The sequence below is a fragment of the Paenibacillus sp. FSL W8-0439 genome (assembly GCF_038008995.1).
Classification (GTDB): domain Bacteria; phylum Bacillota; class Bacilli; order Paenibacillales; family Paenibacillaceae; genus Paenibacillus; species Paenibacillus polymyxa.
Genome location: NZ_JBBPAK010000001.1, coordinates 1988104 through 2013152, shown reverse-complemented (window position 1 = coordinate 2013152; position 25049 = coordinate 1988104). Strand labels below are relative to the sequence as shown.

At 45.1% G+C, this 25049-nt stretch carries 22 protein-coding genes; 5 read left to right on the top strand and 17 right to left on the bottom strand.

The window, feature by feature from the left end; translation table 11 throughout:
• Window positions 1-15: 15 nt before the first annotated feature.
• On the top strand, window positions 16-1185 hold the full coding sequence (locus MKX36_RS08870; RefSeq protein ID WP_025364610.1) for a glycosyltransferase family 4 protein: 1170 nt from the start codon (window positions 16-18) through the stop codon (window positions 1183-1185).
• A 33-nt stretch (window positions 1186-1218) separates the two neighbouring features.
• Here MKX36_RS08870 and MKX36_RS08865 read toward each other — a convergent pair whose 3' ends face one another.
• From MKX36_RS08865 to MKX36_RS08845, 5 genes are all read right to left on the bottom strand, one after another.
• Entirely contained in the window at window positions 1219-1851 is a 633-nt protein-coding gene (locus tag MKX36_RS08865) for a DUF2238 domain-containing protein (RefSeq protein ID WP_107734284.1), read from the bottom strand.
• A 26-nt stretch (window positions 1852-1877) separates the two neighbouring features.
• The gene (locus MKX36_RS08860; RefSeq protein WP_016819189.1) at window positions 1878-2081 is read right to left on the bottom strand and encodes a YwbE family protein; all 204 of its coding nucleotides are present in this window, start codon (window positions 2079-2081) and stop codon (window positions 1878-1880) included.
• Between the two features lie 69 nt (window positions 2082-2150).
• Window positions 2151-2891 (bottom strand): DUF1361 domain-containing protein, encoded by a 741-nt coding sequence (locus tag MKX36_RS08855; protein ID WP_019686946.1) that lies wholly within the window; start codon window positions 2889-2891, stop codon window positions 2151-2153.
• Window positions 2892-3107: 216 nt separating this feature from the next.
• Window positions 3108-5660 (bottom strand): beta-mannosidase, encoded by a 2553-nt coding sequence (locus MKX36_RS08850; protein WP_340864553.1) that lies wholly within the window; start codon window positions 5658-5660, stop codon window positions 3108-3110.
• 208 nt (window positions 5661-5868) lie between these two features.
• Window positions 5869-6936, bottom strand: coding sequence for a LacI family DNA-binding transcriptional regulator (locus tag MKX36_RS08845; RefSeq protein WP_340864552.1), 1068 nt, complete (start codon window positions 6934-6936; stop codon window positions 5869-5871).
• Window positions 6937-7214: 278 nt separating this feature from the next.
• On the opposite strand from MKX36_RS08845, the gene MKX36_RS08840 reads away from it, so the two are divergent.
• On the top strand, window positions 7215-8906 hold the full coding sequence (locus MKX36_RS08840) for an ABC transporter substrate-binding protein (RefSeq protein WP_031463280.1): 1692 nt from the start codon (window positions 7215-7217) through the stop codon (window positions 8904-8906).
• 63 nt (window positions 8907-8969) lie between these two features.
• On the opposite strand, the gene MKX36_RS08835 is transcribed toward MKX36_RS08840, so the two are convergent.
• From MKX36_RS08835 to MKX36_RS08825, 3 genes are read right to left on the bottom strand one after another with little or no spacing between them, the layout of a single operon-like run.
• Complete coding sequence (locus MKX36_RS08835) at window positions 8970-10193, bottom strand: MFS transporter (protein ID WP_340864551.1); 1224 nt, start codon at window positions 10191-10193, stop codon at window positions 8970-8972.
• A 2-nt stretch (window positions 10194-10195) separates the two neighbouring features.
• Window positions 10196-10756 carry a GNAT family N-acetyltransferase gene (locus MKX36_RS08830; protein WP_025364604.1) on the bottom strand — a complete coding sequence of 187 codons (561 nt, stop codon included), beginning with the start codon at window positions 10754-10756 and terminating at the stop codon, window positions 10196-10198.
• A gap of 60 nt (window positions 10757-10816) precedes the next feature.
• A complete protein-coding gene (locus MKX36_RS08825; RefSeq protein WP_025364603.1) occupies window positions 10817-11179 on the bottom strand; it encodes a DUF2500 domain-containing protein in 363 nt (120 codons plus the stop codon).
• Window positions 11180-11587: 408 nt separating this feature from the next.
• On the opposite strand from MKX36_RS08825, the gene nrdI reads away from it, so the two are divergent.
• The 3 genes from nrdI (at window position 11588) to nrdF (ending at window position 15201) form a co-directional block, all read left to right on the top strand.
• Complete coding sequence (nrdI, locus tag MKX36_RS08820; RefSeq protein ID WP_016819181.1) at window positions 11588-11947, top strand: class Ib ribonucleoside-diphosphate reductase assembly flavoprotein NrdI; 360 nt, start codon at window positions 11588-11590, stop codon at window positions 11945-11947.
• Window positions 11934-14018 (top strand): class 1b ribonucleoside-diphosphate reductase subunit alpha, encoded by a 2085-nt coding sequence (nrdE, locus tag MKX36_RS08815; protein WP_243537100.1) that lies wholly within the window; start codon window positions 11934-11936, stop codon window positions 14016-14018. Before nrdI ends, nrdE begins: the two co-directional genes overlap by 14 nt.
• 217 nt (window positions 14019-14235) lie before the next feature.
• Window positions 14236-15201, top strand: a complete 966-nt coding sequence (nrdF, locus tag MKX36_RS08810; protein ID WP_013370558.1) for a class 1b ribonucleoside-diphosphate reductase subunit beta — start codon at window positions 14236-14238, stop codon at window positions 15199-15201.
• A gap of 141 nt (window positions 15202-15342) precedes the next feature.
• Here the strand turns inward: nrdF and MKX36_RS08805 are convergent, their stop codons facing one another.
• The 9 genes from MKX36_RS08805 to MKX36_RS08765 form a co-directional block, all read right to left on the bottom strand.
• On the bottom strand, window positions 15343-16578 hold the full coding sequence (locus MKX36_RS08805) for an MFS transporter (RefSeq protein WP_017425800.1): 1236 nt from the start codon (window positions 16576-16578) through the stop codon (window positions 15343-15345).
• Window positions 16579-16733: 155 nt separating this feature from the next.
• The gene (locus tag MKX36_RS08800) at window positions 16734-17207 is read right to left on the bottom strand and encodes a MarR family transcriptional regulator (RefSeq protein ID WP_016819178.1); all 474 of its coding nucleotides are present in this window, start codon (window positions 17205-17207) and stop codon (window positions 16734-16736) included.
• A gap of 225 nt (window positions 17208-17432) precedes the next feature.
• A complete protein-coding gene (locus MKX36_RS08795) occupies window positions 17433-17858 on the bottom strand; it encodes a VOC family protein (protein ID WP_340864550.1) in 426 nt (141 codons plus the stop codon).
• Window positions 17859-17950: 92 nt separating this feature from the next.
• Window positions 17951-18601, bottom strand: a complete 651-nt coding sequence (locus MKX36_RS08790; protein WP_340864549.1) for a hypothetical protein — start codon at window positions 18599-18601, stop codon at window positions 17951-17953.
• 33 nt (window positions 18602-18634) lie between these two features.
• Window positions 18635-19165: a GrpB family protein gene (locus MKX36_RS08785; protein WP_290409129.1), complete on the bottom strand. Its 531-nt coding sequence runs from the start codon at window positions 19163-19165 to the stop codon at window positions 18635-18637.
• 87 nt (window positions 19166-19252) lie between these two features.
• Window positions 19253-21361 carry a class I SAM-dependent methyltransferase gene (locus MKX36_RS08780; protein WP_330720420.1) on the bottom strand — a complete coding sequence of 703 codons (2109 nt, stop codon included), beginning with the start codon at window positions 21359-21361 and terminating at the stop codon, window positions 19253-19255.
• Window positions 21362-21702: 341 nt separating this feature from the next.
• A complete protein-coding gene (locus MKX36_RS08775) occupies window positions 21703-22671 on the bottom strand; it encodes a glycoside hydrolase family 43 protein (protein ID WP_016819171.1) in 969 nt (322 codons plus the stop codon).
• Window positions 22672-22711: 40 nt separating this feature from the next.
• Window positions 22712-24097, bottom strand: coding sequence for an arabinan endo-1,5-alpha-L-arabinosidase (locus tag MKX36_RS08770; RefSeq protein ID WP_117289693.1), 1386 nt, complete (start codon window positions 24095-24097; stop codon window positions 22712-22714).
• 85 nt (window positions 24098-24182) lie between these two features.
• A complete protein-coding gene (locus MKX36_RS08765) occupies window positions 24183-25025 on the bottom strand; it encodes a carbohydrate ABC transporter permease (RefSeq protein ID WP_013370549.1) in 843 nt (280 codons plus the stop codon).
• Between the last annotated feature and the right edge of the window lie 24 nt (window positions 25026-25049).

Sequence of the window (25049 nt, the reverse complement as noted above, 5' to 3'; positions counted from 1 at the left end):
AGGAGGAATGAAGGCATGCTTCGAGTCGCATTATTTACTGACACGTATACGCCTGACGTCAATGGCGCTGCTCTGACACTGGAACGATGGATTGGCTATTTGGAGACACATGGGGTATCTACGCTTGTCTTCGCACCGGAGGCAGATCATCATCTGTCCTCGGGGCCGGGCGTGGAGCGATTTCGAAGTATTCCCTTTTTATTGTACCGGGAATGCAGACTTGCGATCCCTAATGCCAAACAAATCAACGAGCGCCTGTCAGCCTTTTCCCCGCATCTAATTCATGTCGCTACTCCGTTTAACCTTGGCTTGTATGGAACAAGCTACGCTGCCAAACACCATATTCCACTCGTCGCCTCCTATCACACCCACTTTGATAAATACCTCGAATATTACAAGCTTCGCTGGCTTGAACCTGCATTATGGAGATACATGCTCTGGTTTCACAGACATTGTGAAAGGGTATATGTCCCCTCTCGGTCAACCATGGAATTGTTACGCAATAAAGGAATGGGACAGCTCGAAATCTGGGGTAGAGGAATTGATACCGACCGCTTCCAGCCCACAGTGAATCGCGAAGCGATATGGGAAAAATGGGGCGTTCATGCAGACGCATTTGTGATTTTATATGTGGGCAGACTTGCACCGGAAAAGGGGATAGACACGTTACTGGATTCCTATCTCCAGTTACCCGACGACGTCCGCGCAGCCTCAGTACTGGTCATTGCAGGAGATGGCCCATTGTTTAAGTACAAAACTGCAGCAGATATCGGGGTGCCAGAGCACACAGTTCACTGGCTTGGTTTTGTAAAAGGAGCGGAATTAGCTGAACTCTACGCTGCAGCCGATGTATTCCTCTTTCCCTCCACTACAGAAACCTTCGGTAACGTCGTGTTGGAGGCTATGGCCAGTGGCACACCCGTGATTGGCGCGAATGAAGGCGGGGTCAAAGACAATATAATCGATGGGGAAACAGGGCTACTGTGTCCAGCTGGGGACGCGGCTGCCTTTGCCAAAGCTGTACTCCTGTTGTACGAGGATGCCCCACTTCGCGACTTTCTGTCCAGAACCGGTAGAGCATACAGTCTGGAGCAGACATGGGACCGTATTTTTGAGCGGCTGCTGGACAGCTACATGGATGCAGCGACCCTACATCTCGACAGTTACCCTGTGACGCGAATATAACCCTCAAAAATATTGGAAATTCAAGAAACCCTGCTACACCTTTAGCTGCTTGAGCAGCTTGTTATGTACCCCGCTTAACAAAATCACCGCTGTCAGGGCACCGATGAACGCAAGAAGCATATCCCATTGAGTATCCCATATATCTCCCTGTGTTCCCAAAAAGGCCTCTGCCGCTGTACCGGTTGCCTTGGCAACGGCAAACTCAATCAATTCGTACACAGCACTGATCGCAAGACATACACTAACCGTCAGAAAAGTGAGCCAGCTCCCGCTTCCCAAAGTCGTCTTACGTAGCAGCACTTCCCTGACAATGAGTGCAGGCACAAAACCTTGCGCAAAATGCCCAAGTCGATCATAATAATTGCGCTCCAGCCCAAACGTATCCCGAATCCAGTTGAATAGCGGCATTTCAGCATAGGTATAGTGCCCGCCGACAATCAGGATCAATGCATGTAGCCAGATGAGGGTGTATACCAGATTGGTAAACCGAAATCGACGGTAAATAGCCGCCAGCAGTACAGCTCCCAAAACGGCTGGGAGAACTTCCAGTACCCATGTAAAATAATCCGCCGGACGAACCAAGGACCAAATGAGAGCAAGCACCAGCAGTACAAGTAAAACAAGCGGGTAACGATCATTTTTAGACCATGCCGTTGCCTGATTCATACATCATCCCTCCTAAGCCTACAGCTCTATCCTTCTTTCATTACAATATGTTTGACACGTCCAACCTGCCCGTCTGCCAAACGTACTTTGATTCCATGCGGATGACGCGGGGAATTGGTCAAAATATCCTTCACCGTTCCTCGCGTCAGCTTACCCGTGGGCTGATCCTTTTTAAGCACAATATCCACCTGAAGACCAGCGCGGATATCAGATCGGTTCTGTCCGTTCATTGTAGCTATTCCTCCTTTGCCTTTACATTTTATCTTATGATGATAATTAGCCACTCAGCCCCATCGTAATCACCAGCGATGCCATTCGTCCCGGCGGCTGTTCCCCATCCAGACCACGCACATCATGGATACATAGCTAACGAGCATAATCACGAATACCATCCCGCTAAACTCCACGAAATGCGTGCGTTGCAAAGAGTCTGCCCATATGGAAGATATTTGTGTGTACAACTGGGACGGCGCAGACACAATATCCCATGTGTTTCCTCGAAAGAAACGACCAATATAAATCCCCAGGCTACTTAGCAGGAGTACCGCCAGCATAAACAACCAGCTGACAAGCCCGCCTCGAGCACGCTGCACCAATTGTCGTACGGATTCAAGCGATACAACCCCCATGGTGAGGCCAAGCACAGCTACCAGCAGCATCCCTAATACATGATTCCAAAAGTACGGATTGCCCCAAAAACGCTGCTCCCCGAGAAATGGATATCTGGCGAATACATGCAGCAAATCTGTAATCAAATAGGGTATATTGGGATAAAAGAAAAGCCAGCCAGCCCCTATGATCCAGAGCATAAATGTCCTCGTTCCCCGTCTCCACGAGCAATGAATGACATCTAGCAAAAGCGTCAGCAACATAGGAATCCAGGCCAGCATCATATTCCACCAAATAAAAAAATAAGGGCGGCCCCCTGAGGGCAATCGCACGTTAATGATCCACAATGTACTGATTACGGAGCATAAGGCCAGTGCAATAAAAATATAAAGTTTGACTGGATAATTTAACGATCTTAAACGGTCATACATATGTTACTTTCCCTCCTTGTAACCGTCCATCCTTCCTGACGTTCCAATTTACACCTGTTCTGGACAGTGTACACCACAATGGCTTCAAGCTCAATGGAAGCGCTCCACTCTGCATAAAATGAAGATAAAAAAAACATCTGTTCTCCCGAAGTTGACCTCATGTCCCCGGGAGACAGATGCTTACTGTATTCAAGGCGGATAAGCTTTTACCGTCCTCTACCCTTGTATCCAATTGACCAATGATTGTACCGTCAATGCACCTGGCGCAGCTGCCTCAAATGCGGAGGCACTGTTACGCAAGGTCAGAAATTCCACCGTTTTGGGAATACCAGGCGCCAGATCTAGGTGGTTGTCACTGAAAATCCCCTCCTGTTCTGCGGTCAACCACACATGTCTAGCAAGTGTATTCGAACAGAGCATGAACCTACTGCCCCCACTTCCCTGTATCTCTGTCACTTCAATTTTCGCCAGAGGTAAATCCATCTCTTTCGTGCCTGCAAAATAAATTTCGCTCGAGGCCACCTGTTCACCGTTTTGTATCAGACGTGCGACCAGCATATGCTCCGTACGATCCAGGCCATTCAACCATTGGTCGGTAGGCAGTATATGTACGATCCCTGCGCCGCCCGCCGGCTGTTCTACCTTAACGTTCTCATCACGAATAGCCTGACTGCCACGGATATGCAAAAGCGTCAGCCGCAGCGTACCTGCTATCGGCTCTAGCGTATCGTTAACCAGATGCAGTTTTTTACTCCCCTGTTCCGTATCTACTGCACTCAAGAGCACATCGGCAAAGCTGCGTTTAGCTGTATATTGAAGCGCCTTCCAACGACCAAAATAGTCCATACTCGACCAAGAGGCAACGGGCCAGCAGTCATTCATCTGCCAGTATAATGTCCCCATGCAATAGGGCTTGTGACGACGATGGGCCTCTATAGCCATTTTCATCGCCTCTGCCTGTAAAACTTGGCTCATGAGAAGAAAACATGTAAAATCCTTGGGCTGCCGCATGTACCGTCCCATGTATTCTTGAATCAACCGATTGCCTGAACCGTTTTTTTGATGTGCCAGCATCACCGCAGATTCCAGTTCCAAATCCTTCTCTTCCGCATACGTGCGAACAGACTTGTATTCAGGAAAGGACTGAAAACCATACTCACTCATAAAACGGCCCACATGTATGTGATAATTCTCAAACGGCTCAGACGCATGCCATACTCCCCAATAATGAATGTCTCCTGCTGTTGAGGACGGATGAGCATGCTGGTTTCGATCTCCGGTCAGGTCAATTAGCGGTGAGGAGGGCCAATATGCCGTCTGCGGAGCCCAGGTATTTACCGCCTCCGGTAAAATCCGGTGAAAGAGCGTCTCATAATCATCCCATAGGCGTTCCCGTTGCTCAGGCGTGTAGGCCTTTTTCCAGCCCCAGCCCGCATTTTCTTCATAATGGGCCCACGCAGAATCAATCTCATTATTGCCACACCATAACGCAATGCAAGGATGATGGCGCAATCGCTTGATGTTATCTTCGGCTTCCTGCGTCACATTGTCCAAAAAAGCCTGATCCCCCGGATACATGCTGCATGCGAACATAAAATCTTGCCACACGAGCAAGCCGTATTCATCACACAAGTCATAAAATACGTCTTGTTCATAAATACCGCCACCCCACACCCGCAACATATTCATATTGGAGGCGGCTGCACTGGCAATTTCATGCCGATATCGTTCCAACGTAACTTCGGCAGCAAAGCTGTCATTCGGAATATGGTTGGCTCCTTTAGCAAACACGGGGATTCCATTCAGCTCAAAATAGAAGCTTTCGCCTGCCGTATCCCGCTCACGTACAAGACGAATTGATCGCAGTCCCGTTTTCACTGATTTTTCCGCAATCACCGCTTCCTGTGCCTGCTCCTTCAATTCGGCTACAAACGTATACTGATGCGGCTCTCCCAGTCCACGACACCACCACAGCTTCGGCTCCTTTATCACCAGCCCCAGCTCCACTGTTTGCTTTCCCTTCCGCAGGCGAACCGGTTTGGACCATACCCCGCCGTCAACAGAAATACACAACTCGACATCTCTAATCTCATCTGCATTTTCAATCTCTACTACTGCCGTGAGTTCAGCCCTCTCGGTACTCACTTGGTCCTGTCGAATAAACAGGTCTCTCATAGTCAGACCAGACCAAGCTTCAAGCCGAACCTCTCTCCAGATCCCGCTCGTCACCAGCCTTGGTCCCCAATCCCAGCCATAGTGATAGGGAGCCTTACGAGCGAAAACGCTTACTTTTTTATCGGACAAGCCACCTATCTCGGACTGATCATTCGGTGCGGGAAGTCCATAGCCCAACCTTTCCAGCTTAGGCACATCTTCCGTAATCGGAGAGCGAAAATGGATTTCAAGCCGATTTTTCCCTTGCTGAACAAATGCCTTCACATCCTGTCTCCATACCCGAAACATATTATTGGCCGATAAGACAGCTTGACCATTTACTCTTACATCTGCGTATGTGTCCAGGCCTTCCAACACCAGCTCTACACATTGACATTGAAGCTGATTTGCATCTATCTCAAAATAGGCTTCGTATATCCAATCCTGCTTATCAACCCACTGTACCTCTATCTCGTTCATACCGATAAAAGGGTCAGGAATTTTACCATGTTGCAAAAGATCGGTATGCACACAACCCGGCACTTTCGCACTGAGCCACTCATCAGTTTGTGCTTCCCTAAACCTCCAGCCATCCAATCCTATTACATTAATCATCGTCGCAAGCCTCCCTATAAGGATGATTGGGAACATCTGGATCACTCATTAACATAACAAAAATAACATTAAGCTAACAAGTTAGTCAATTGTTTTTTTGGAACAACCGGTAAAACACAAAATAAAAGTCGCCCTCTACCCCTAAATAGGCTAAAAGCGACTTCCCTCGTCTTCACTGTGGATCGAATTCATCCCACATATCCGGACATCAACTATATTTAATTGTGCTAAAGGAACGATCACGATCATCATTTTCCCGGCTGATCCGTGGCGCGTGAACTTCCCGTATGAGTAGATCAGCGTGCAGCAGCTTTTTTTCCACAGGCGAGCTTGGATTCATGATGCGCCATAATAACTGGTCCACCGCTCGCATCCCCAACAGTTCCTTATCCACTCTCACCGTGGCATAGATCGGCATTTGATCATTCGTATCGTCAAACCCGGTCACCCCGCACCGCCTCGGAACGTCAATCCCCTTTCCTTTCAGCACTTCCACGACTTGCGAAGCAGTCACGTCATTAGCGCAAACAAAAACCTCTGGCAGCTCATCCTCGGGCAACTCGTCCATTTCCTCGGCAAGTGCCTGCGCTCCCCCATAAATAAGGGCTTTGTTCTGCCGTAATTCTACTCCGCTCATTTCCAGTGCGGACCGAAAAGCTTCCCAACGTTCATAGAAACTGTGAGCGTCGTCAATATGACCCACAAACTGAAAGTGGGCATAACCCCTACACAGCAAATCCTTCATTAATTCATTCATGCATGTGCGATTATCCGTAAACACCGCATCACTTAAAAATGCAGAGTCCCAATGATCCACCATGACGACTGGAATACCCATTCGATAAATGTTCAGCAACAACGTAGTTGAAATTGTTCCTACTGTGATAATCCCTTTAATGGCCTCCGGGTTCAGCAAAGAAAACATATCATCAGTTGAAGGCTCCGTTAACGTGATCATATCCAATCCCTTGCGGTTCAGACGCTCGGAAATCCCTTCAAATACAGGTCCCCAGTATCTGGACTCCCGATTCTGGTGTCGAATATTCGGAAATAACACCAGCACGGTACCCGACCATTCTCTGGCATCTGTGTCCCGAGGCTCTACCCCGGTCATTTTGGGATGACTGCGAAAATAACCCATCTGGGCAGCAAGCTTAACCAGCAGCGCCCTCGTCTCTTCACTTACACCGGGTTTGCCTGACAGTGCACGTGAAACAGCGAACTTTGAAACACCCGCCGCATCCGCAATTTCCTGCAATGTTACTTTTCCACGCATCTCCTCACCCAACCCTATTCGAAATCTTTTTCTACCTTAGTCTTCTAAATATACAGGTATGCCTATAAACTGGTACCATCGTAGCATACTTTGTTTTAGATCATCAAACGATGGATTTGCACAAATCCACACCTTTCATTAAATATGTTTGCTTAATAAAAAACAAAACACATAACAAATAAACATAAATAACTTGACGTAAGGTTCTTTATTTCCTACAATTTACTAATGAAAGCACTTACATTGTGTAAATCATACTTATTAAGGGGGATTTGCAGATGTTCACGAACAGGTCGGTACAACAATGCTCCATCCTGCTTCTGGCTTTGCTGCTGCTTGTTACAACGGGCTGCGCGAATAGCAAAGGCGGTACGGCAGAAAAGGAAGACCCCGATGACACCAGTCCCATTACATTAACGTTCTTTGGCGGTGACTCAAGCTCCAACTGGAACAACATGAAGGACGCTGTCGGGCAGGAAATTATCAAGAAAACGGGTGTTACACTAAATGCCGAACATGCTGTTAACGGTCGAGGTGAGGAAAAGTTTGCCCTAATGGCTGCTAGCGGAGAGTACCCTGATCTCGTGTACCCCAAAGGAGACATTGGAAAGCTGGTCGATGCCGGAGCACTCATTGACTTAACCGACCTGATTGATAAATACGGTCCTAACATTAAGAAAGTGTATGGAGATTATTTTAATCGTATTAAATACAGTAGTGAAGATCCCGCCATTTACACCATCCCAACCAATTTGGGCGTAGATCACATCGCGTTTGATGCACAAGCAGGCTTCGAAATCCAGCATCAAGCCCTTAAGAAACTCGGATACCCCAAAATTCGCACCGTTCAAGATTTTGAAAAAGCACTTAAAGATTATGTTGCCAAATACCCTACTACCAATGGCCAACCTACCATCCCCCTATCACTCGATGCCGAGGACTGGAAAATGCAGATTACTGTGACAAACCCGGCAGTTACAGCTACAGGTGGACCAGACGATGGAGAATATTATATTGATCCTAAAACACACAAAGCCATTCTTCACTACAAACGCCCGGAGGAGCGAGAGTATTTTCGTTGGTTAAACCATATGTACAATGAAGGTCTGTTGGATAGGGATACTTTTGTACAAAAAAGTGATCAATACAAATCCAAAATCGCCGCAGGTCGTGTCATCGGACTGATTGATCAGGAATGGAACTACCAGGATGCCGAAAATGCGCTCAAGGCAGCAGGTAAGGATGAATACACCTATTCCCACTTTCCGGTCACTTTAAATGAGCAATACGAGGATCATTCCCTCCAGCCCATTGGTTTCGATACTGCGTCTGGGATTGGCATTACAACTTCATGCAAAAATCCGGTGCGAGCGATCAAGTTTCTGGACTTCCTGGCCTCCGATGAAGGGCAAATTTTACGTAATTGGGGAATCGAAGGCCAGCATTACAATGTAGAGAACGGCAAACGAGTCATTCCTGCAGCTGTGCAAGAACGCAAAAACAAAGATAACGCTTCTTTTAGCAGAGAATCAGGTATCGGTTTGTATTGGATATGGGGACCACATTACGGCGATAGCGTGAAGGACCCTACTGGCAACTATTACACAACCAATTATCCGGAGATGATTACCGAAAATTATAGCCAAGCGGAAAAAGAATCCCTTCAGGCATATAAAGCTCGGACATGGAAAGACCTGTTCCCGAACGAAAAGGATTTTCCGGTAAAAGAGTGGGGTGCTGCCTACAACATGCCTGTTCCGACCAATACAAATTACAATGTTATTTATCAGAAGTCGCAGGACATTGTACGCAAACGGATTCCTGAGGCCGTACTCGCCAAGCCAGATCAATTCGATGCCGTGTATGACCGCATGCTCCAAGAGCTGGATCAGGCGGGTGTACCAAAGGCTGAAGAAATCTTCACTGGCCTGATTCAAAATCGTCTGAAGCTATGGTATGGGGAGAAGTAGAGATTGATTGCTACTAAAAGTATATAAGGGCTGACAGTCAAGACCTGTCAGCCCCTTTTTACACTAAACATTCTGTTTTGTTACTTTTTCTTTCCAGCTATTATTTTTCCTGGACACCCGGTGGACATAAAGCAACAAAAAGATTGGAATCAATGCAATCCCGCCACACAGCACCCAAGATATCTGAATAGGTGTTTGATCTGAAGCAAGATTGGTAAAATTACGGCTTACGACTCCTGTCACGATTAAACCTATGCACATACCTAGTTGGGAAATGGCAGAATCCAGAGATAGCAGTGTTGAACGATACTCATTAGAGATTCTTTTGTTTAGAAAAATTTGTTTGGCAACCGGGTACATCCCTCGCCCAATTTCATAGATTAAAAAGGTAAGCAGTACAGGATAAAACGTGTTGAAAGCACCGGCTAAAATGAGCCATATCCCAATCATCCCGCAAGCATACATGAGTATATGTACATCACTATAACGTGCGCCTAGCTTTCGAACCAAATAGCTTCCCAAAGTCATACATAGTGAATAGCCCGCCTTGATCAATCCCATAATCCAAATTCCTTGTTCAGAAAGACCGACCAGACGTGGCTGTTGAAATGTATTCCCCGCCGAATTCGAAAAGCTGATAAATAAACCAATAACAAACACAATCCAGATCGACTTATTTTCAAAACCGATACGGACACTTTCCCCGATAATCGTTGTAATACGAGTAGCAGATGCTTTTTGATGGGTAATATTCTTCTCTTTCATATAAAAGTAGCATAGAATAATACATAAGATAATAGAGACAATGCTGGCTGCCCAGGGAAGTGAATAGTTAAATGTTGCGAGGAAGGCCCCCAACAGACCACAAATAAATCCCGAAATGTACTGTATACTGTTTGAGGTTGTAAAAAGAACTTCCATGGGCTTATCACTGTTTTCCACAACCCAGGATTCCAACGAGCCTGATTGCAAGCATATTGCCAGCCCCCCAAAAACTTGTGCGAACACAAGCAGCCACATGCGATCTGTCCAAACGAACAATACACTGTAGACTAGAAAACAACAAAGCCCCAAAACAATAGAAATTTTTCTTCCATATTTGTCTGCAATAGCTCCTGTTGGTATTTCAAATAGAAAAATACTTACAAAGAATACAACCAGCAAGAAGTTCGCACTTTGCAGAGAAAGTCCTTTAGCTAACAGAAATAAGATGAGCGTAGTTCCCGTGATTTCACTCATAAAAAATTGAAGAAAGCTGACGGAGTAAAATAGCTTATGTGGCCTCACTTTCAGGGCTCCTTCGCTTGCTCTACAGCCTCATATTCACTTCGCAACATCCCCATCTGAATGATGTCATAGTACTGTCCTTCCCTGAATAGCTTTTCTCGTAGTCGGCCTTCCTCCTTAAAGCCACATGCCAGATAGCAACGATATGCACGTTCATTGAACGCATAGACCTCCAGCTCCAGCCGATGCAGATTCAGTGAATGAAATGCAAATTTTTGTATCAATCGTATCGCTTCCCGCCCATATCCTTTGCCCAGATCACCGTCGCGCCCGATTACAATACCAAGGGTGGCGTGCCGATTTACCCAGTTGATTTTGAATAAATCGAGTTGTCCAATATAGTCCAGTGTATCTTTATGTGCAATGACAAAGCCCTTGATCTCAGAGTTGCCGTCAATCATCATCTGTACAAAAGATTCACTATTAGCCTGTGAATGCGGATAGATAAATACGTCGCTTAATCCATGTGTGATTGCCGGGTCATTAACCCATCTTCGGATATCAGGTATATCCTCCTGACGGTACTCTCTTAATACAATTCGTGCTCCAATGATATGTGGCATCGTCAGCTTCCTCCCTATTATGTATTGGTTCTGGTAATACTCTATCACCCTGTCCCCCTTTTACGCTCCCATTAATCTCACAAACTCCAGGAAACGTGTACCTTTATAATGAACCTCCCCGCGATCCCCGATTACAATCATTCCGAAGTCCGTATCCTTCACCTCCAGCTCCTTACGCTCCCCCCTGTCAAATTCAAAGGTGATATAGTAATCGGTCGAAGCTGAAAAATTGCCTGATCCCCCACGCACTCTCGTTCGCTTATCCACAACCTTGCAAGAACGTTGGACCTGTTCGGCTGCTTGATTGGAAAGACCTGCACTTATCGATTTGACAATTCCCATAATGATTACAAAAGCAATGAGTCCAAACACGACAAAAAAGATAATACTAAACGGTTGAAATGCCATAAAACCACTTCCCATTTGCTTCATCCTTTCTACAGTAAAATGTAAATTTTCCACTCTATTGCCCATTGACAAATCGTACATCCTCAGCTTAAAAAACTCCAATACTTTTTTAACATACTTACGAAAAAAAAGTTCTTTCGCTCTTTTCCGCACCCTGCTTGGACTTACACCCGATCTGGGTCCTCTGAGCCTCTCTAGACCGATTGACAAAACTATATATAGATATAAAATAGAAAATGTACTCTAAATATAGTGTAAAAAACGTATTTATGCCCGATATCTTGAAGATAAAGGTATGAAAATACATGTAAATATAGAGTCAAAAATCTTAAATGGCGCAGCCAGCAAGGGATTACAGCTATGATGGGTCTCTTGGCAATGCCGTTTTCTTTTTTTCGTTAATTGTTAAGGAGGTTGCACACCATGCTGATTGCTTATGATTCCAAGACCGGCAATGTAAAAAGATTTATAAACAAGCTCAAGCTTCCGGCGGTTCAGATTGAGGAGCAAATGACTATAGAAGAACCTTACGTACTCATTACATATACAACCGGGTTTGGGCAGATACCTGAGAGGGTATCTTCATTTTTGAAAAAAAATGCACAAAACCTTGTTGGTGTAGCTGCAAGCGGCAACCGTAACTGGGGTGAGAAATTTGCCAAAAGTGCGGATTTGATTGCCGACCATTATAATGTCCCCGTGATTAGCAAATTTGAATTATCTGGAACGTTCGGAGATGTAGAGCGTTTTAAACAGGAGGTGAGCCGAGTTGCGGCATATTGAATTGAACAACATGTTGATGAAACGCGATACAGACGGCTTTTTCCAATTGGAAAAGGACCAAGAGGCTGTAGCAGAATTTATGAAGGAAGTTCAAGAACGGAGTTTGAAGTTTGCTGACACAGCTGCTCAAGTGCTGTATATGATTGAGAATGATTATTACGAAAATTTCTATAACAGCTATACAGCTGATGAAATTAATGATATTTTCCATATCACTCATAGCTATAATTTTAAATTCCCTTCCTATATGGCAGCATCCAAGTTTTATACTGATTATGCAATGAAGAGTAACGACCGTAAAGTCTATCTGGAACACTACCCTGACCGGGTGGCTGCTGTCGCCCTGCATTTGGGACGCGGCAACGCCGATACGGCGCGCCTGTTGTCCCGCTCGATGATGGAGCAACGTCTTCAGCCAGCTACACCAACCTTCCTGAACGCTGGCAAAAGCCGCCGTGGGGAATTGGTGTCCTGCTTCTTGCTCGAAATGGATGACTCTCTGAACTCAATCAACTATGTATTGAACACTTGCATGCAATTGTCCAAAATTGGCGGCGGTGTTGCGGTTAACCTGTCGAAGCTGCGGTCACGCGGCGAGGCAATTAAAGGTGTAGAAGGCGCAGCAAAAGGCATTATGCCTGTGCTGAAGCTGATGGAAGATGGTTTCTCCTACGCGGATCAAATGGGTCAACGTAAAGGCTCTGGTGCAGCCTATTACAACATTTTCGGATGGGACGTGCTGGAGTTCCTAGATAGTAAAAAAATCAATGCTGATGAAAGAGTACGTCTCAAGACACTTTCGATCGGATTGCTGGTGCCAAACCGCTTTTACAAGCTGGCACAAGATAATGAACCACTGCATGTATTTGCACCTTATAGTGTGTTCAAGGCTTATGGAACACATTTGGACGACATGGATCTGGATGAAATGTACGATACGCTGCTCGCTGACGATCGAGTGAAGAAAAAAATAGCGATGAGCGCACGTGATATGCTGACGAAAATTGCCATGATTCAGTTGGAGTCTGGCTATCCATATATTATGAACAAAAGTAACGCAAATCAGGCGCATGCTCTTAAAAACGTGGGCCAAGTCAAGATGTCGAACCTATGTACGGAAATCTTCCAGTTGCAGGAGACTTCCGAGATTACAGATTATGGACAACAGGATATCATTCGCCGGGATGTAAGCTGTAACCTGGCTTCCCTGAACATTGTAAATGTGATGGAACACGGCAAAATCCGTGAGTCCGTTCATGAGGGTATGATTGCTCTTACCTCGGTCAGCGATATGACCCAAGTAGCTAATGCCCCAGGTGTTGCAAAAGCGAACCGTGAAATGCATTCCGTTGGTCTGGGTGTCATGAATCTGCACGGCTACCTTGCCAAGAATAAAATTGCATATGAAAGCAATGAAGCGAAGGATTTTGTCCGTACCTTCTTCATGACGATGAACTATCATTCTATTGAAAAGAGTATGGAAATCGCAAAAGCAGTCGGACAAAGCTTCTATGGATTTGAGGAATCAGATTATGCGACAGGTCTATATTTTGACCGATATCTGAACACGGATTATCGTCCAACAACGGCACGTGTGCAAGAATTGTTCAAGGACATTTATATTCCAACTCAAGCGGATTGGGACAAACTAAAAGCAGACGTCAAGAAGAACGGTCTGTACCACGCTTATCGTATGGCGATTGCTCCTACTGCCAGCATTTCGTACATTCAAAATGCAACGTCCAGCGTTATGCCAATTGTTGAGCAAATCGAGACTCGTACCTATGCGAATTCGACGACTTACTATCCGATGCCGTATTTGCAAAAGGATAATGTATTCTTTTACAAATCCGCTTATCAAATGGACCAATTCAAAGTGCTTGATCTGATTGCCGAAATCCAGCCTCACGTGGACCAAGGAATTTCGACTGTACTTCATGTGAACAGTGACGTGACTACGCGTCAGTTAGCACGTTGCTATCTGTATGCCGCACATAAAGGACTTAAATCGTTATACTACACACGTACCAAAAAACTGTCTGTGGAAGAGTGCCTCACTTGTTCCATCTAATGCATATATGGTAACAAGCTATAAAATAAAATTAGATTTTGAATAGATATGAATGCTTGGCATTAGAAGCTGTATCCAGCGCGTGGTTCAGACCTTTACAGGATTGGACAAAGCCCTCACGGATACAGCTTCCGTATGTCAAGCATACGATGACTCTCCGGTAACATCTCACGTGTGTTTCTAGGGAATCTCGCAAGCTGAAGGGAGAATGCTAACAATGACAGGTATACAAGCCGTAAACTGGAACCGCTCGGACGATGATTTCACACTGATGTTCTGGAATCAGAATATTATGCAATTTTGGACGGATGATGAAATTCCGCTGTCTGACGATAAAATGTCCTGGGTAACCCTCAGTGATATCGAAAAAGAAGCCTACATGAAGGTGCTGGGCGGCTTGACTCTGCTAGACACCATTCAAGGCGGTGTGGGGATGCCGCAAATTATGGAGCATGTAGACGGACTGCAACGCAAAGCGGTATTAAGCTTTATGGCGATGATGGAGCAAATTCATGCCAAATCGTACAGTAGCATCTTTACCACCCTGGCTTCCACGGAAGAAATTGACGGTGTATTCCGCTGGGTGGAAGAAAATCCGCATCTTCAGACCAAAGCAGAAACCATTCGTCAGTATTATATGAACATCCATACACCGAAAGACCTGTATCTCGCGATGGCTGCGTCGGTACTGTTAGAAAGCTATTTGTTTTATAGCGGCTTCTTCTACCCTCTCTATCTGGCAGGTCAAGGCAAGCTGACATGCAGCGGGGAAATTATCGACCTGATCCTGCGTGACGAAAGTATTCACGGTGTCTATGTAGGTGTACTGGCACAGGAGATTTATGCAGAACTGGACGAGGAAGAACAACGTGACCTCTACCAGACGCTGGTAGGCTTGCTGCGCTACTTGCACAATAACGAAGAACAATATACCGAGCAAATTTATGCCCCTATTGGCCTTGTAGACGATGTTAAAGTCTTCTTGCGCTACAACGCCAACAAGGCCATGATGAACCTGGGCTTTGACCCACTTTTTGAAGAAGAAGAAGTCAATCCCATTGTATTCAACGGCATCAGCACCCACACCAAGCAGCACGATTTCTTTTCTAAAAAAGGAAACGGCTATGTACGGGCAATGAATGTAGAGCCGCTGACAGATGATGATTTTAACTTTGGCGTTTAAGTACACATACGTAAAATTAATTTAGCAAGGCGTTACTGTAAAATAATAGGGTTTCAGAACTTGTTCCTAAGTTCTGAAACCCTATTATTTTCTTAAAACTACCTGCTATGCAGGTGATTACGGAAAGCTTCGAGCGGTAGTTTACATATTCACATCCGTTCTCTTATATAAAACGGGTATTGCCACTGCTATAAGAATCATCCCCATAAAAGCGGGTGTGGCATGACCAAGTGATACATAGATTTGACCTCCAATGATAGGCCCAATCATTCTTGCCAAAGCCTGAATAGATTGACTACCGCCTTGAATCCTTCCTTGTTCACTAGAATCGACAGACTTGGAGAGCATCCCATTAAATGAGGGCCCAAAGATCGAATCACCAAAACCAAATATAAACATTCCGGCGATAATAAGAGGATAGAATGAGAACAAAGCAGATAGCGCAATAAGACTGTAGCCTATAATCTCGGAGAACATTCCAAGAATGGCTATCTGTTTATCACTAAGTTTTTTTAAAAGCTTTGGCATGATGAAACCTTGTGAAATGATGTCTTGGAAACCCATAATTGAAAACATAAGTCCGATTAGTGCAGGCTTCCAACTGAAGGTATCCATTGTAAATTGAGAGAAAACTGCCTGTAAAGATCCGTTGGGTATCCAAAGTAAGAACGCTGAGACAAGTAGCCTTTTCACGTTTTTCATGGAAAGTACGTTTGCAAGCTGTGTAAATGGATTCAGTCTTACAAAGGTAATCTCTTTCAGTCTATGTTTCTTGTCAAGGCTCTCAGGCATAAAAAAGAATCCATAAACAACATTCAATAAAGTGATTATTGCTCCAAAATACATAGGTACAGAATAACCAAACTTGGAAAGTAATCCACCTAGAGTTGGACCAATGACAGTGCCGACACCTACAACTGCACTCAACCATCCAAAGTATTTAGTTCTCTGTTCTGGAGGAATGATGTCTGCAAAATAGGCGAAGATCGTGCTTATGCTCCCACCTGTTATACCTTCTATGATACGCCCAGCAAATAGTACCCATACAGCTCCTCCTATACCAAAAACTAAGTACCCGATTGCGGAACCCAAAAGGCAGACTAAGAGCAAGGGTCGACGGCCATATTTGTCGCTCAAAGCTCCAAGTACGGGAGCCGCAAAAAACACGCAGAATGCATAAACAGAGGTCAGGAGCGTAACAACTATAGCTTGTTCTCCCGGATTGCTTGTATAAGGCTGCACTAAGAATGGGACGACAGGTATTATAATACTGAAGCTTATTCCGCAAAGAAACACAGAGATAAGGCCGAATATTAAAGCGTGTTTATCTACGGTTTGTTCTGTGGTCTGTTTATGGTGTGATCTAAATTTGAACACTTAAATTCTCCCCTCAAAAGTTGCGATTTTACTTCCTAGGAAACAAAATTATCGTATCACATTTTTTCTTCCCTGGAAACAAAATAATAATAAAAAAATGCAGCCCGTTCTCAATAGAGCCCGGCTGCCTGTGGTTTGATTTTCATTATTCAAATTTATTTCGACTTGATATCTATATCCTTTTTCTTTATTTCTGCATCCAAATGCCTGCTATACTTTTCCAAAAAGCTAAGCATACTGTCAAATTGCTCCTCGGTTACCTGCTCAAATACGGCTTTATCCCGCTCTTGAAACTCCTTGTGCAGTTCCTCATGGATTTTATAGACTACTTTCCCTTGCTCAGTAAGCCTAAAATAAATTTCTTTCTTGTTATCCGGCTTCTGGTAGCTTTCGATAAGGCCTTTTTTTATGAGCTTCTTAGTTATTTTACTTATGGCACCGCTAGTCATATAAAGGGACTCCGCAAGTGTTGTCACGTTGGAATCTACATTTTTTTCAATGTATTCCATGCAATGTACTTCAGAAGGCTTATAACCCTTAAGACTGTCCTCCATCTTGTCCTTATTAAGCCAAACCATCTTGTTATATAAGTCCCTGAAACCCATTATGACCTGTTCTTCTTTGTTCATGGACTGTCCTCCCACCCGTTGGTGCATTAACAATTTAATATAATATATTTTGGTTTCCATTTCAACAATATTAAAACAATTATTTTAGAAATTGAGCGATACATGAAAAAAGAGATCCGAACACTCCCCATGTTTTATGTATGTATATTTATTTTTCAGACGAGGACATGCACGCAAAAAAACGGCCAGATCGCTAAAGTAGCGAACCCAGCCGTTTTCCATTTCTTAAGACCGAGCCTCTGTGAACATTTGAAAGGTGACACCAAACTTGTCTGTTACATTCCCATAAGCTGGACTAAAATGGGTTGCCTGCAAAGGCATTCCCACCTGCCCTCCTTGCTGTAAAGCATCAAACATTTTTTGAGCTTGCTCCACACTATCGGTTGTAATACAGATACTCACCTGATTTCCGCTGCTAAACGGCGATCCGGGAAAGGTATCCGAAAACATGAGCTCTGTTTCGCCCACTTTAAGGGTGGCATGTCCCACACGTTCCTTGACCTCTGCGGGAATGGGAAAATCGGGGTTTTCCGGCATTTCCCCAAAGGTTTGGATAAAAAGCAGTTGAGCATCCAATGCCTTTTCATAAAATTCGATTGCTTCTTTTGTATTTCCATCCATCGTGATGTAAGGAATCAAACGTTTGGACATCTTCAACACAGCTCCTTTAATTCGAGGTAATTAGCCCAGCCATTTCTCCTGTATGATATACAAAACTTGTCAAGAAAAACAAATCTGTATTCTTAGCTTTCATGCACCTGAATGCCAAGCTGTTTTAGCTCCTTTATCGCTTCCCTAACGTTACGCTGTGGATGAAGCGCAGAGATCATCTGTGCAGTGATCGGAACGCCGTTGAAAATCTGGCTTACCACCCCTAGAGAAATCGACAGCTCATAGTAACTTTCAGCCCAATCCTGATATTCCTCCGGTGTAACTATAATTTTCCCCAGCAAAAAGGATGAGCCATCGTCATATTCATCAGGAATGTTCACGTTGCCCATACGCCACTCCTTATCTCCCGCTTCCCTCCACATACAAAAGGTAACGTCCTCCTTCTCCAGCGCTTCATCTTCTAAAAGCTCCATCATATCATCAGGTACACCTTCGTACATGCCCGGCCAGATCTCATATTCGTCTCTTGCATGAGGACTTACAGGGGATTCGTGGTCAAAACCTTTTAATAGCACACCTCCACGCGTCCATAGCATATGAATCGTATCTCCAGCGCCGTTGTTCACCTCACCTAGGCACACATCACCAGACCATTCAGACTGCATACGATACGTGCGCAACCAATCTTCTGGAGACAATATAATATCCAGTGCTGACAGCAGCAGCATTCTGTCTTTTAAACCATTCGGTGTTACCTGTGCATCAAGCATCCTATTCTTCATCATTCCTCCACCTTGTCCACGCGTACTAAAATTTCATTTGTCTCTACTTTGTCTTTCAAGCTTCGCTTGCTCAACCACCTGCCGAATGAAAGGTCCCTTGGCTTCGGTATACGCTGCACGGTCATGATTGAATTGGTGAGCCAAATCTTTTTTTAAAGTCTCATACGCTCCCAGGCTCTCAGGATGCGCTTTCAAGTAATCTCTGAATAATAGATGGTTTTCCCAATGCTCTCCTTTATACTTGTAAATATGCAAATGATGGGTCCCAGCTCCCCATTCTCCACGGCGAAAGAAAGCTCGCTCTGGAAAATCAGGCTTATGTACATATTCATATTGAATACCTAGCAAACGCTCTCGCTGTTCGGATTGAATCATCGCCAAATCTTCTACTCCAACCATAATGTCGATAATAGCCTTGGCTCCCAAACCAGGAACGGATGTACTACCGATATGCTCTACGCCGACACACACGTCTCCGAGAGCCGCTATCAATTTGGCTCGTTCCTGTATGTACTCTGCTACCCACTGCGGATTATATTCGGATATCACTACCTGCGCGGACATGAACGCACCTCCATTCGTTTTCCAAAAAAATGCCTTCCCAGTGCGCTTGGCACAACTCAGAAGGCATTCTCTTGTTTAAATTAAAAATCATTTAGTTGCTTCATCCCTGTTATTTGGCTTCTCAATTACGATCAGACAGGTACTGTCTGGCAAAGGAACCGGCTGACCTTGCTCATCCATGAACTCAACACGACTGGACAGCGCTTCGGCATAGCCCTCCTGCAAATAGTGGCGGCTCAACCGGATAATCGCCTGTGGTCCAAGTGTGTTACGAATACACTCTTCATACTGTGACGGAGTAAAATAACCAAACTGCTCCTGTACCTCATGCACATAGGCTTCCGCCCCCCATGTATAGGTATACAGAAATTCCATTGCATCATTTACCGGCAAAACAGCCTCATGCTCACCTATGCGCTCTATTTCAATGGGGCGACCCGCAAAATCCTGCGCATACCGCATCAGCCATTCCATTCCGTCCGGCTCCAAAAATCGAATGCGTCTGCGCTGCTCTACTGGTTCGGTCATAATACCGTCACGAATGATAATGCGCCCGCCGGGTGCAAGTACACGGTAGGCGCTATGCAAAGCAGCCTCCACTGTTTGTGAATTGAACCTTTTTCCATCTCGTTCAATGTAGGAATACAGCTCATGAAGAATCGAAGAGAAAATAACCGTATCCATGCTCTCCGTTTCCACATACTCTTCTAATTGAAGCGCATCCCCTTTGATGACATCCCAACGACGGTGCTCCAATTGCTTTTTACGTTTAAGGGCCTCAATCACATTCACAGAAATGTCAAGACCCAACGGCTTCGAGTCCGGTCTTTCTTGCTCGATCAGGTCCAGCAGTACGCCCCCGCCAGGTCCGATATCCAGTATACGGGTTCCAGTCACGTAATCTAGAATGACCCTTTTGAAATCGGCGGTCTGGTTCATATCTGTAAGGTATGTTTCCTCATTGTGAAAGCGATCATAGGCATCGCGCCGTAATCCGAACAGATCAAACAGCAGCAGGACTGCTTTGTCATACAGAGGCGTCTTTTCTGCCTCAATACAAAAGTCGATCAATTTTTCTGCAGCTGATGAAAATACAAAATTAAAAAATACGGTACTTGGCAGCTCCTCCTTATGCTCTACGACTACACTCAAATGAGGATTATGCTCCCGTTTCCCTTTTGTGATATCCTGCCAGGACAATGCGCTTAAATATTTTTCTATCATTCTTTTTTTGTATACGTTAATTTTCTTAACACCACGATAGTCATAATACATCGTATTCATAAGCGATTCAAAACTAATATGCCGTACCGTTGCAGGCTGTTCCTGCCCTGTGCCATCCCTCAACGTGAGTAAAAATACCTTAACCAATTCTTGAAGTGAAAAATCCTGCAATGCTGATTCTACATACCAAAGTGTCCGATTCTCCAGCGGAGCCAGCGCCTTCTCTACATTCAGCTCCCGCTCCAGCTCGGCGTAAGCCTGCTCAAACGGCTCACCTTCATGAATCGAAACCGACCGCAATCTCTCCAGTCGCTCCTTTACACTCCAGACTACAGGGGCGTTATCCCAGGCAATCCAGCCGATTAACTGCTCCACTTCACCGCGTACTTGCTCCCATAATGCAGGATCTACACCAGCGATAATGCATTCGTTCAGTGCTCGTAACACAAGCTCCAATTCCTCCGAGCTCAGCCAGCCTTTACGAGTAATTTCAAGCAGCAGTCGATTTTCCGCAAAAGGTATTTCTCCCCGTATATACTGTCCGATCAATCCATGCGTCTCAATCAGAATCCGGGTCATGCTGTTACGCGGGTATGCAGGGGACTCTGCTTGAGCCTGTCTGACATACAGCTGGGAGGAGCCAATATTATGTACAAATAAATTAATGCCCTCATGCTGCCAGCGTAGCCGTTCGCGGACTGTGCCTCCTTTGGCGGTCTCAGACCATACCAATACATCCTCCAGTAGCTCTTTAACCCAGAATGACAATGGAAGGCCGTCCAAAATAAGCAGTGTGCGCTCCACATAATCCAGTACAGGATTAGCATCCTTTAACTCACCTATGGATCGAATGCGCTCCAAATTTACAATACGCTCCTCAGCCGAAACAAGTAGCTTTAGCCAGGTCGGTGTATCCCAGGCCAGATCACTTTCTTTCCTGTAATTAGCAATGGCTTTTAACGATTGTAACATTTTTCTCACCTCGTGTGATTCGATTCGGTATGCACAGGAGACTTTTGAAAATATCTTGTATACCCTACACTTTACCATACATTTGTAGCTTCCATCTCGTGGAAAATATTAAACATTTGTATCAATTATTCGCTTGACATGTTCTGTGTATCGCATCCCATAATTTAAAGTACCCGTAACTTCGCTCCGTCTCCCAAAAGCAAAAAGATACCTTCCAACCCTAAGGTCGAAGGTATCTTATCACCATTGTTATACGCAGCAAAATTATTTTCCTACGTTGTTTATAAAATTATAGTGTCGCTGTGTGAAACGTCAATCATCTAGCATATATTTCGACTGGATTAACCAACAGAAACGCCATCTGGTACCGGGATACCAAAGTCAGGTGTTCCATCCTCATTCCAGTTCAAACGCTGAACACGTGTATGACGATTCGGATCATACAGCGGGTCACCTGTAATTTCCTTGTAATTACGAGCGTGATATACGATAACGTCACTACCATCCTCAGCAACAGTAAAGCTGTTGTGACCAGGCCCGAATTGACCTGTCTCCTCATTCGTGCAGAATACTGGCGCAGGAGACTTTGCCCACGATTTCGGGTCAAGTAAGTTGGCATTCTCGTCTGCCGTTAGCAGGCCCATGCAATAATTGTGATCTGTAGCACTAGCTGAATAGCTGATAAAAATCCTTCCGTTCCGTTTCAGAACGGCTGCTCCTTCATTTACCTTAAAACCGATAACTTCCCAGTCATATTCTGGTGTTGAGATCATGACCTGCTCACCACGCAGCGTCCACGGATTGCTCATTTCTGATATATACAAATTGGAATTACCTACGATGTCCGGATCTTTCTGAGCCCATACATAATATAGAACGCCATTATGCTGGAAGGTTGTCGCATCGAGAGCAAACGTCTCCCAGCGAGTTTTGATCTGTCCCTTTTCCACCCATTCACCTTCCAGCGGATTAGCTGAAGCATTTTCCAGCACAAACATCCGATGGTCGAACAGACCTTCCTTCGTTTCTGTAGTACGAGCTGCTGCAAAATAAATGTACCATTTGTCGTTAATATAATGAATTTCCGGTGCCCAAATGTTCGCGCTTAACGGACCCGTTTCATATTTATGCCACACTGCCACTGGTTCTGCTGTATTCAAGCCTTGAATAGTACGTGCCCGCCGAACCTCAATGCGGTCATACTCTGGCACAGATCCAGTAAAATAATAATACCCATCACTATGCTTGTAAATCCAAGGGTCTGCACGTTGCTCAATGACCGGATTATTAAAAGATACAGGTTGATTCATGGTTTTTCTCTCCTCTATGTGTAATATGTAGTTCATATGATTAATCGGTGATACGTTTTCCCCAGATGGAAATTCCTTTTTCATTCATACCCGTGAAAATTAGAGTATGACGACCGAGCTCCCAGTCCCATGAAGGAAGCAATAGCAATTCCTCCTTTGACCCTTCGGACGCATTGCTCCAATCCATTGTTAGCGTACGTCTACCATCAAAACTCCAGTGACCTTCCAGAGAACCACTGGTTGCCCGCCCTCCAGCTTCCAGACGAAGCGGTTCAGCTTCCACCTGACCGTCTACTTCTTGCCTTATCACGATGCGCTCCCAGTTGCCGGATAATAACCTTTTGGGTATATCCTGCTCCTTTTCGCCCGCATACCGCTCCGGCGATACGACAGGCCAACCATCAGCCGTCCATAATATTTTGCGCACATGCAAGTAAGGCCAGCTCTTATCCGTTTCTCCCCGCGCATGATGAACAATGTAGTAATCGTCTCCGTCCTTCAGCACGGAATTATGACCTGGCGCAACCCAGCCTTCTCCTTCGCTGAAACGATAACCACCCAGCACCTTGTTCCCAATCTCATATTGAGGCAAATAACTGGTATCCGCCATATCATGTCCATTTATATCCACGTACGGACCTGTGATAGAATCCGAGCGGGCTACGCGAACATTGTAGTCCTCGAATAAAGAATCATACGAGACGAACAAGTAGTATTTACGGAACACAGGATTGTACACAATGTACGGTCCTTCCACAGCTCCGTCCTCGGTTGCCCGATCTCTGGCAGCGATATTTTTACCATAGCCTGGCTCTTTGAGCTTTCCAGTCTGCGGATCGAGCGGTGTAATATGAATCCCGCCAAAAAATGATCCGTATACCATCCATAGATTTCCTTCGGCATCCAATACCGGATTAGCATCAATTGCGTTCAGCTTGTCATGCTCATCCGTTTTAATAACCAGCCCCTCATCCTTCCAAGGACCTTCCGGGGAGTTGGATGTCTGCAACCCAATAGCTGATCGTGTGCTGCCAAATGTGGAAGCAGAATAATACATTCGATAGGTATCGCCCATCTTTATAATGTCCGGGGCCCACAGATTCGTTGCTGATGACCATGCCCCCGCTTCCTTTGGAATGCCGGGTAAAGCATATTGAACCCAGCTCCAGTGAATCAGGTCGGTCGATTTGCGCACCATAACACCCGGCCTCAATTCTCCACCTGTCTTTACATCCGTCGAATAGACATAATATCCCTGATCAGTTTTGATAATCGCTGGGTCATGAGCATTGTTAATAGTCCAGCGCTGTTCATCGTCTATCGTACTTTGATCATACAAGTGATCAGGAGGCGGAGCCTGCGGATATACAGGGTCCGGAGTGTTATCCCCACAGCCGGATAGACCCAGCATTAGCAGCATAACCATAACTGTTATTCTCCTCCTTCCTTTACTCAGTACATAGGGTGACTGCGTTACATCATTATCCGAATCGTCCAAGTGCAAGTGTCAATTAACCCTTGACACCAGAAATGGCAACCGACTCAATAATTTGTTTCTGGAAGATTAGGAATATAATCAACACAGGTAACAAGGCTATAATGGAAGCCGCCATAATAAGTGGATAGTCCGTCTGAATGGCGTAAGTCGCATTAAAATTCGCGATAACCAGCTGCAATGTCTGCGTTTCTGGTGAGTTCAAGTAAATAATCGGTGCCAAGTAATCGTTCCAAATTCCCATAAACCATAAAATTAGCTGTGCCGCAACTGCCGGCTTAATGAGTGGAAACGTAATCGATGAATAAAGTCGGAAATAAGAGCTTCCGTCAATTTTAGCAGCTTCGATAATAGCATCCGGTACACTGAGCAAATACTGCCGCAAGAAAAAGATCATGACTACATTACCGAACAAGCCGGGAACGATCAGAGGCAACAGCGTATCTATCCAGCCAAGTTTGGAGAACATCATAAACTGTGGAATCATAACTGTTGGGTAAGGAATCATCATGGATGCGATGAGTGCCAAAAACAGTTTATTTTTATGAGGGAATCTCAGCTTTGCGAATGCAAAAGCAGCTACACTAGATGTGAAGGTACCCACAACCGTGACACTTACAGCCACAATCACGCTGTTCTTGATCCCGCTTAATAGAGGACCTGCTTCCCAAATTTCCTTGTACTTACCAAACTGAAACACCTCTGGTATCCATACTGGTGGGAGTGCAAAGACATCCTGCTTTTCTTTTACCGAAGTGGACAACATCCAAAGCAACGGTGCGATCATCGCAATCGCTCCAATCGCCAGTACAATAAAGATAATGATATTGGTAACTTTCGTTTTTTGACTATGGGACATAATCAGCCTCACTCCTTTCCGCGA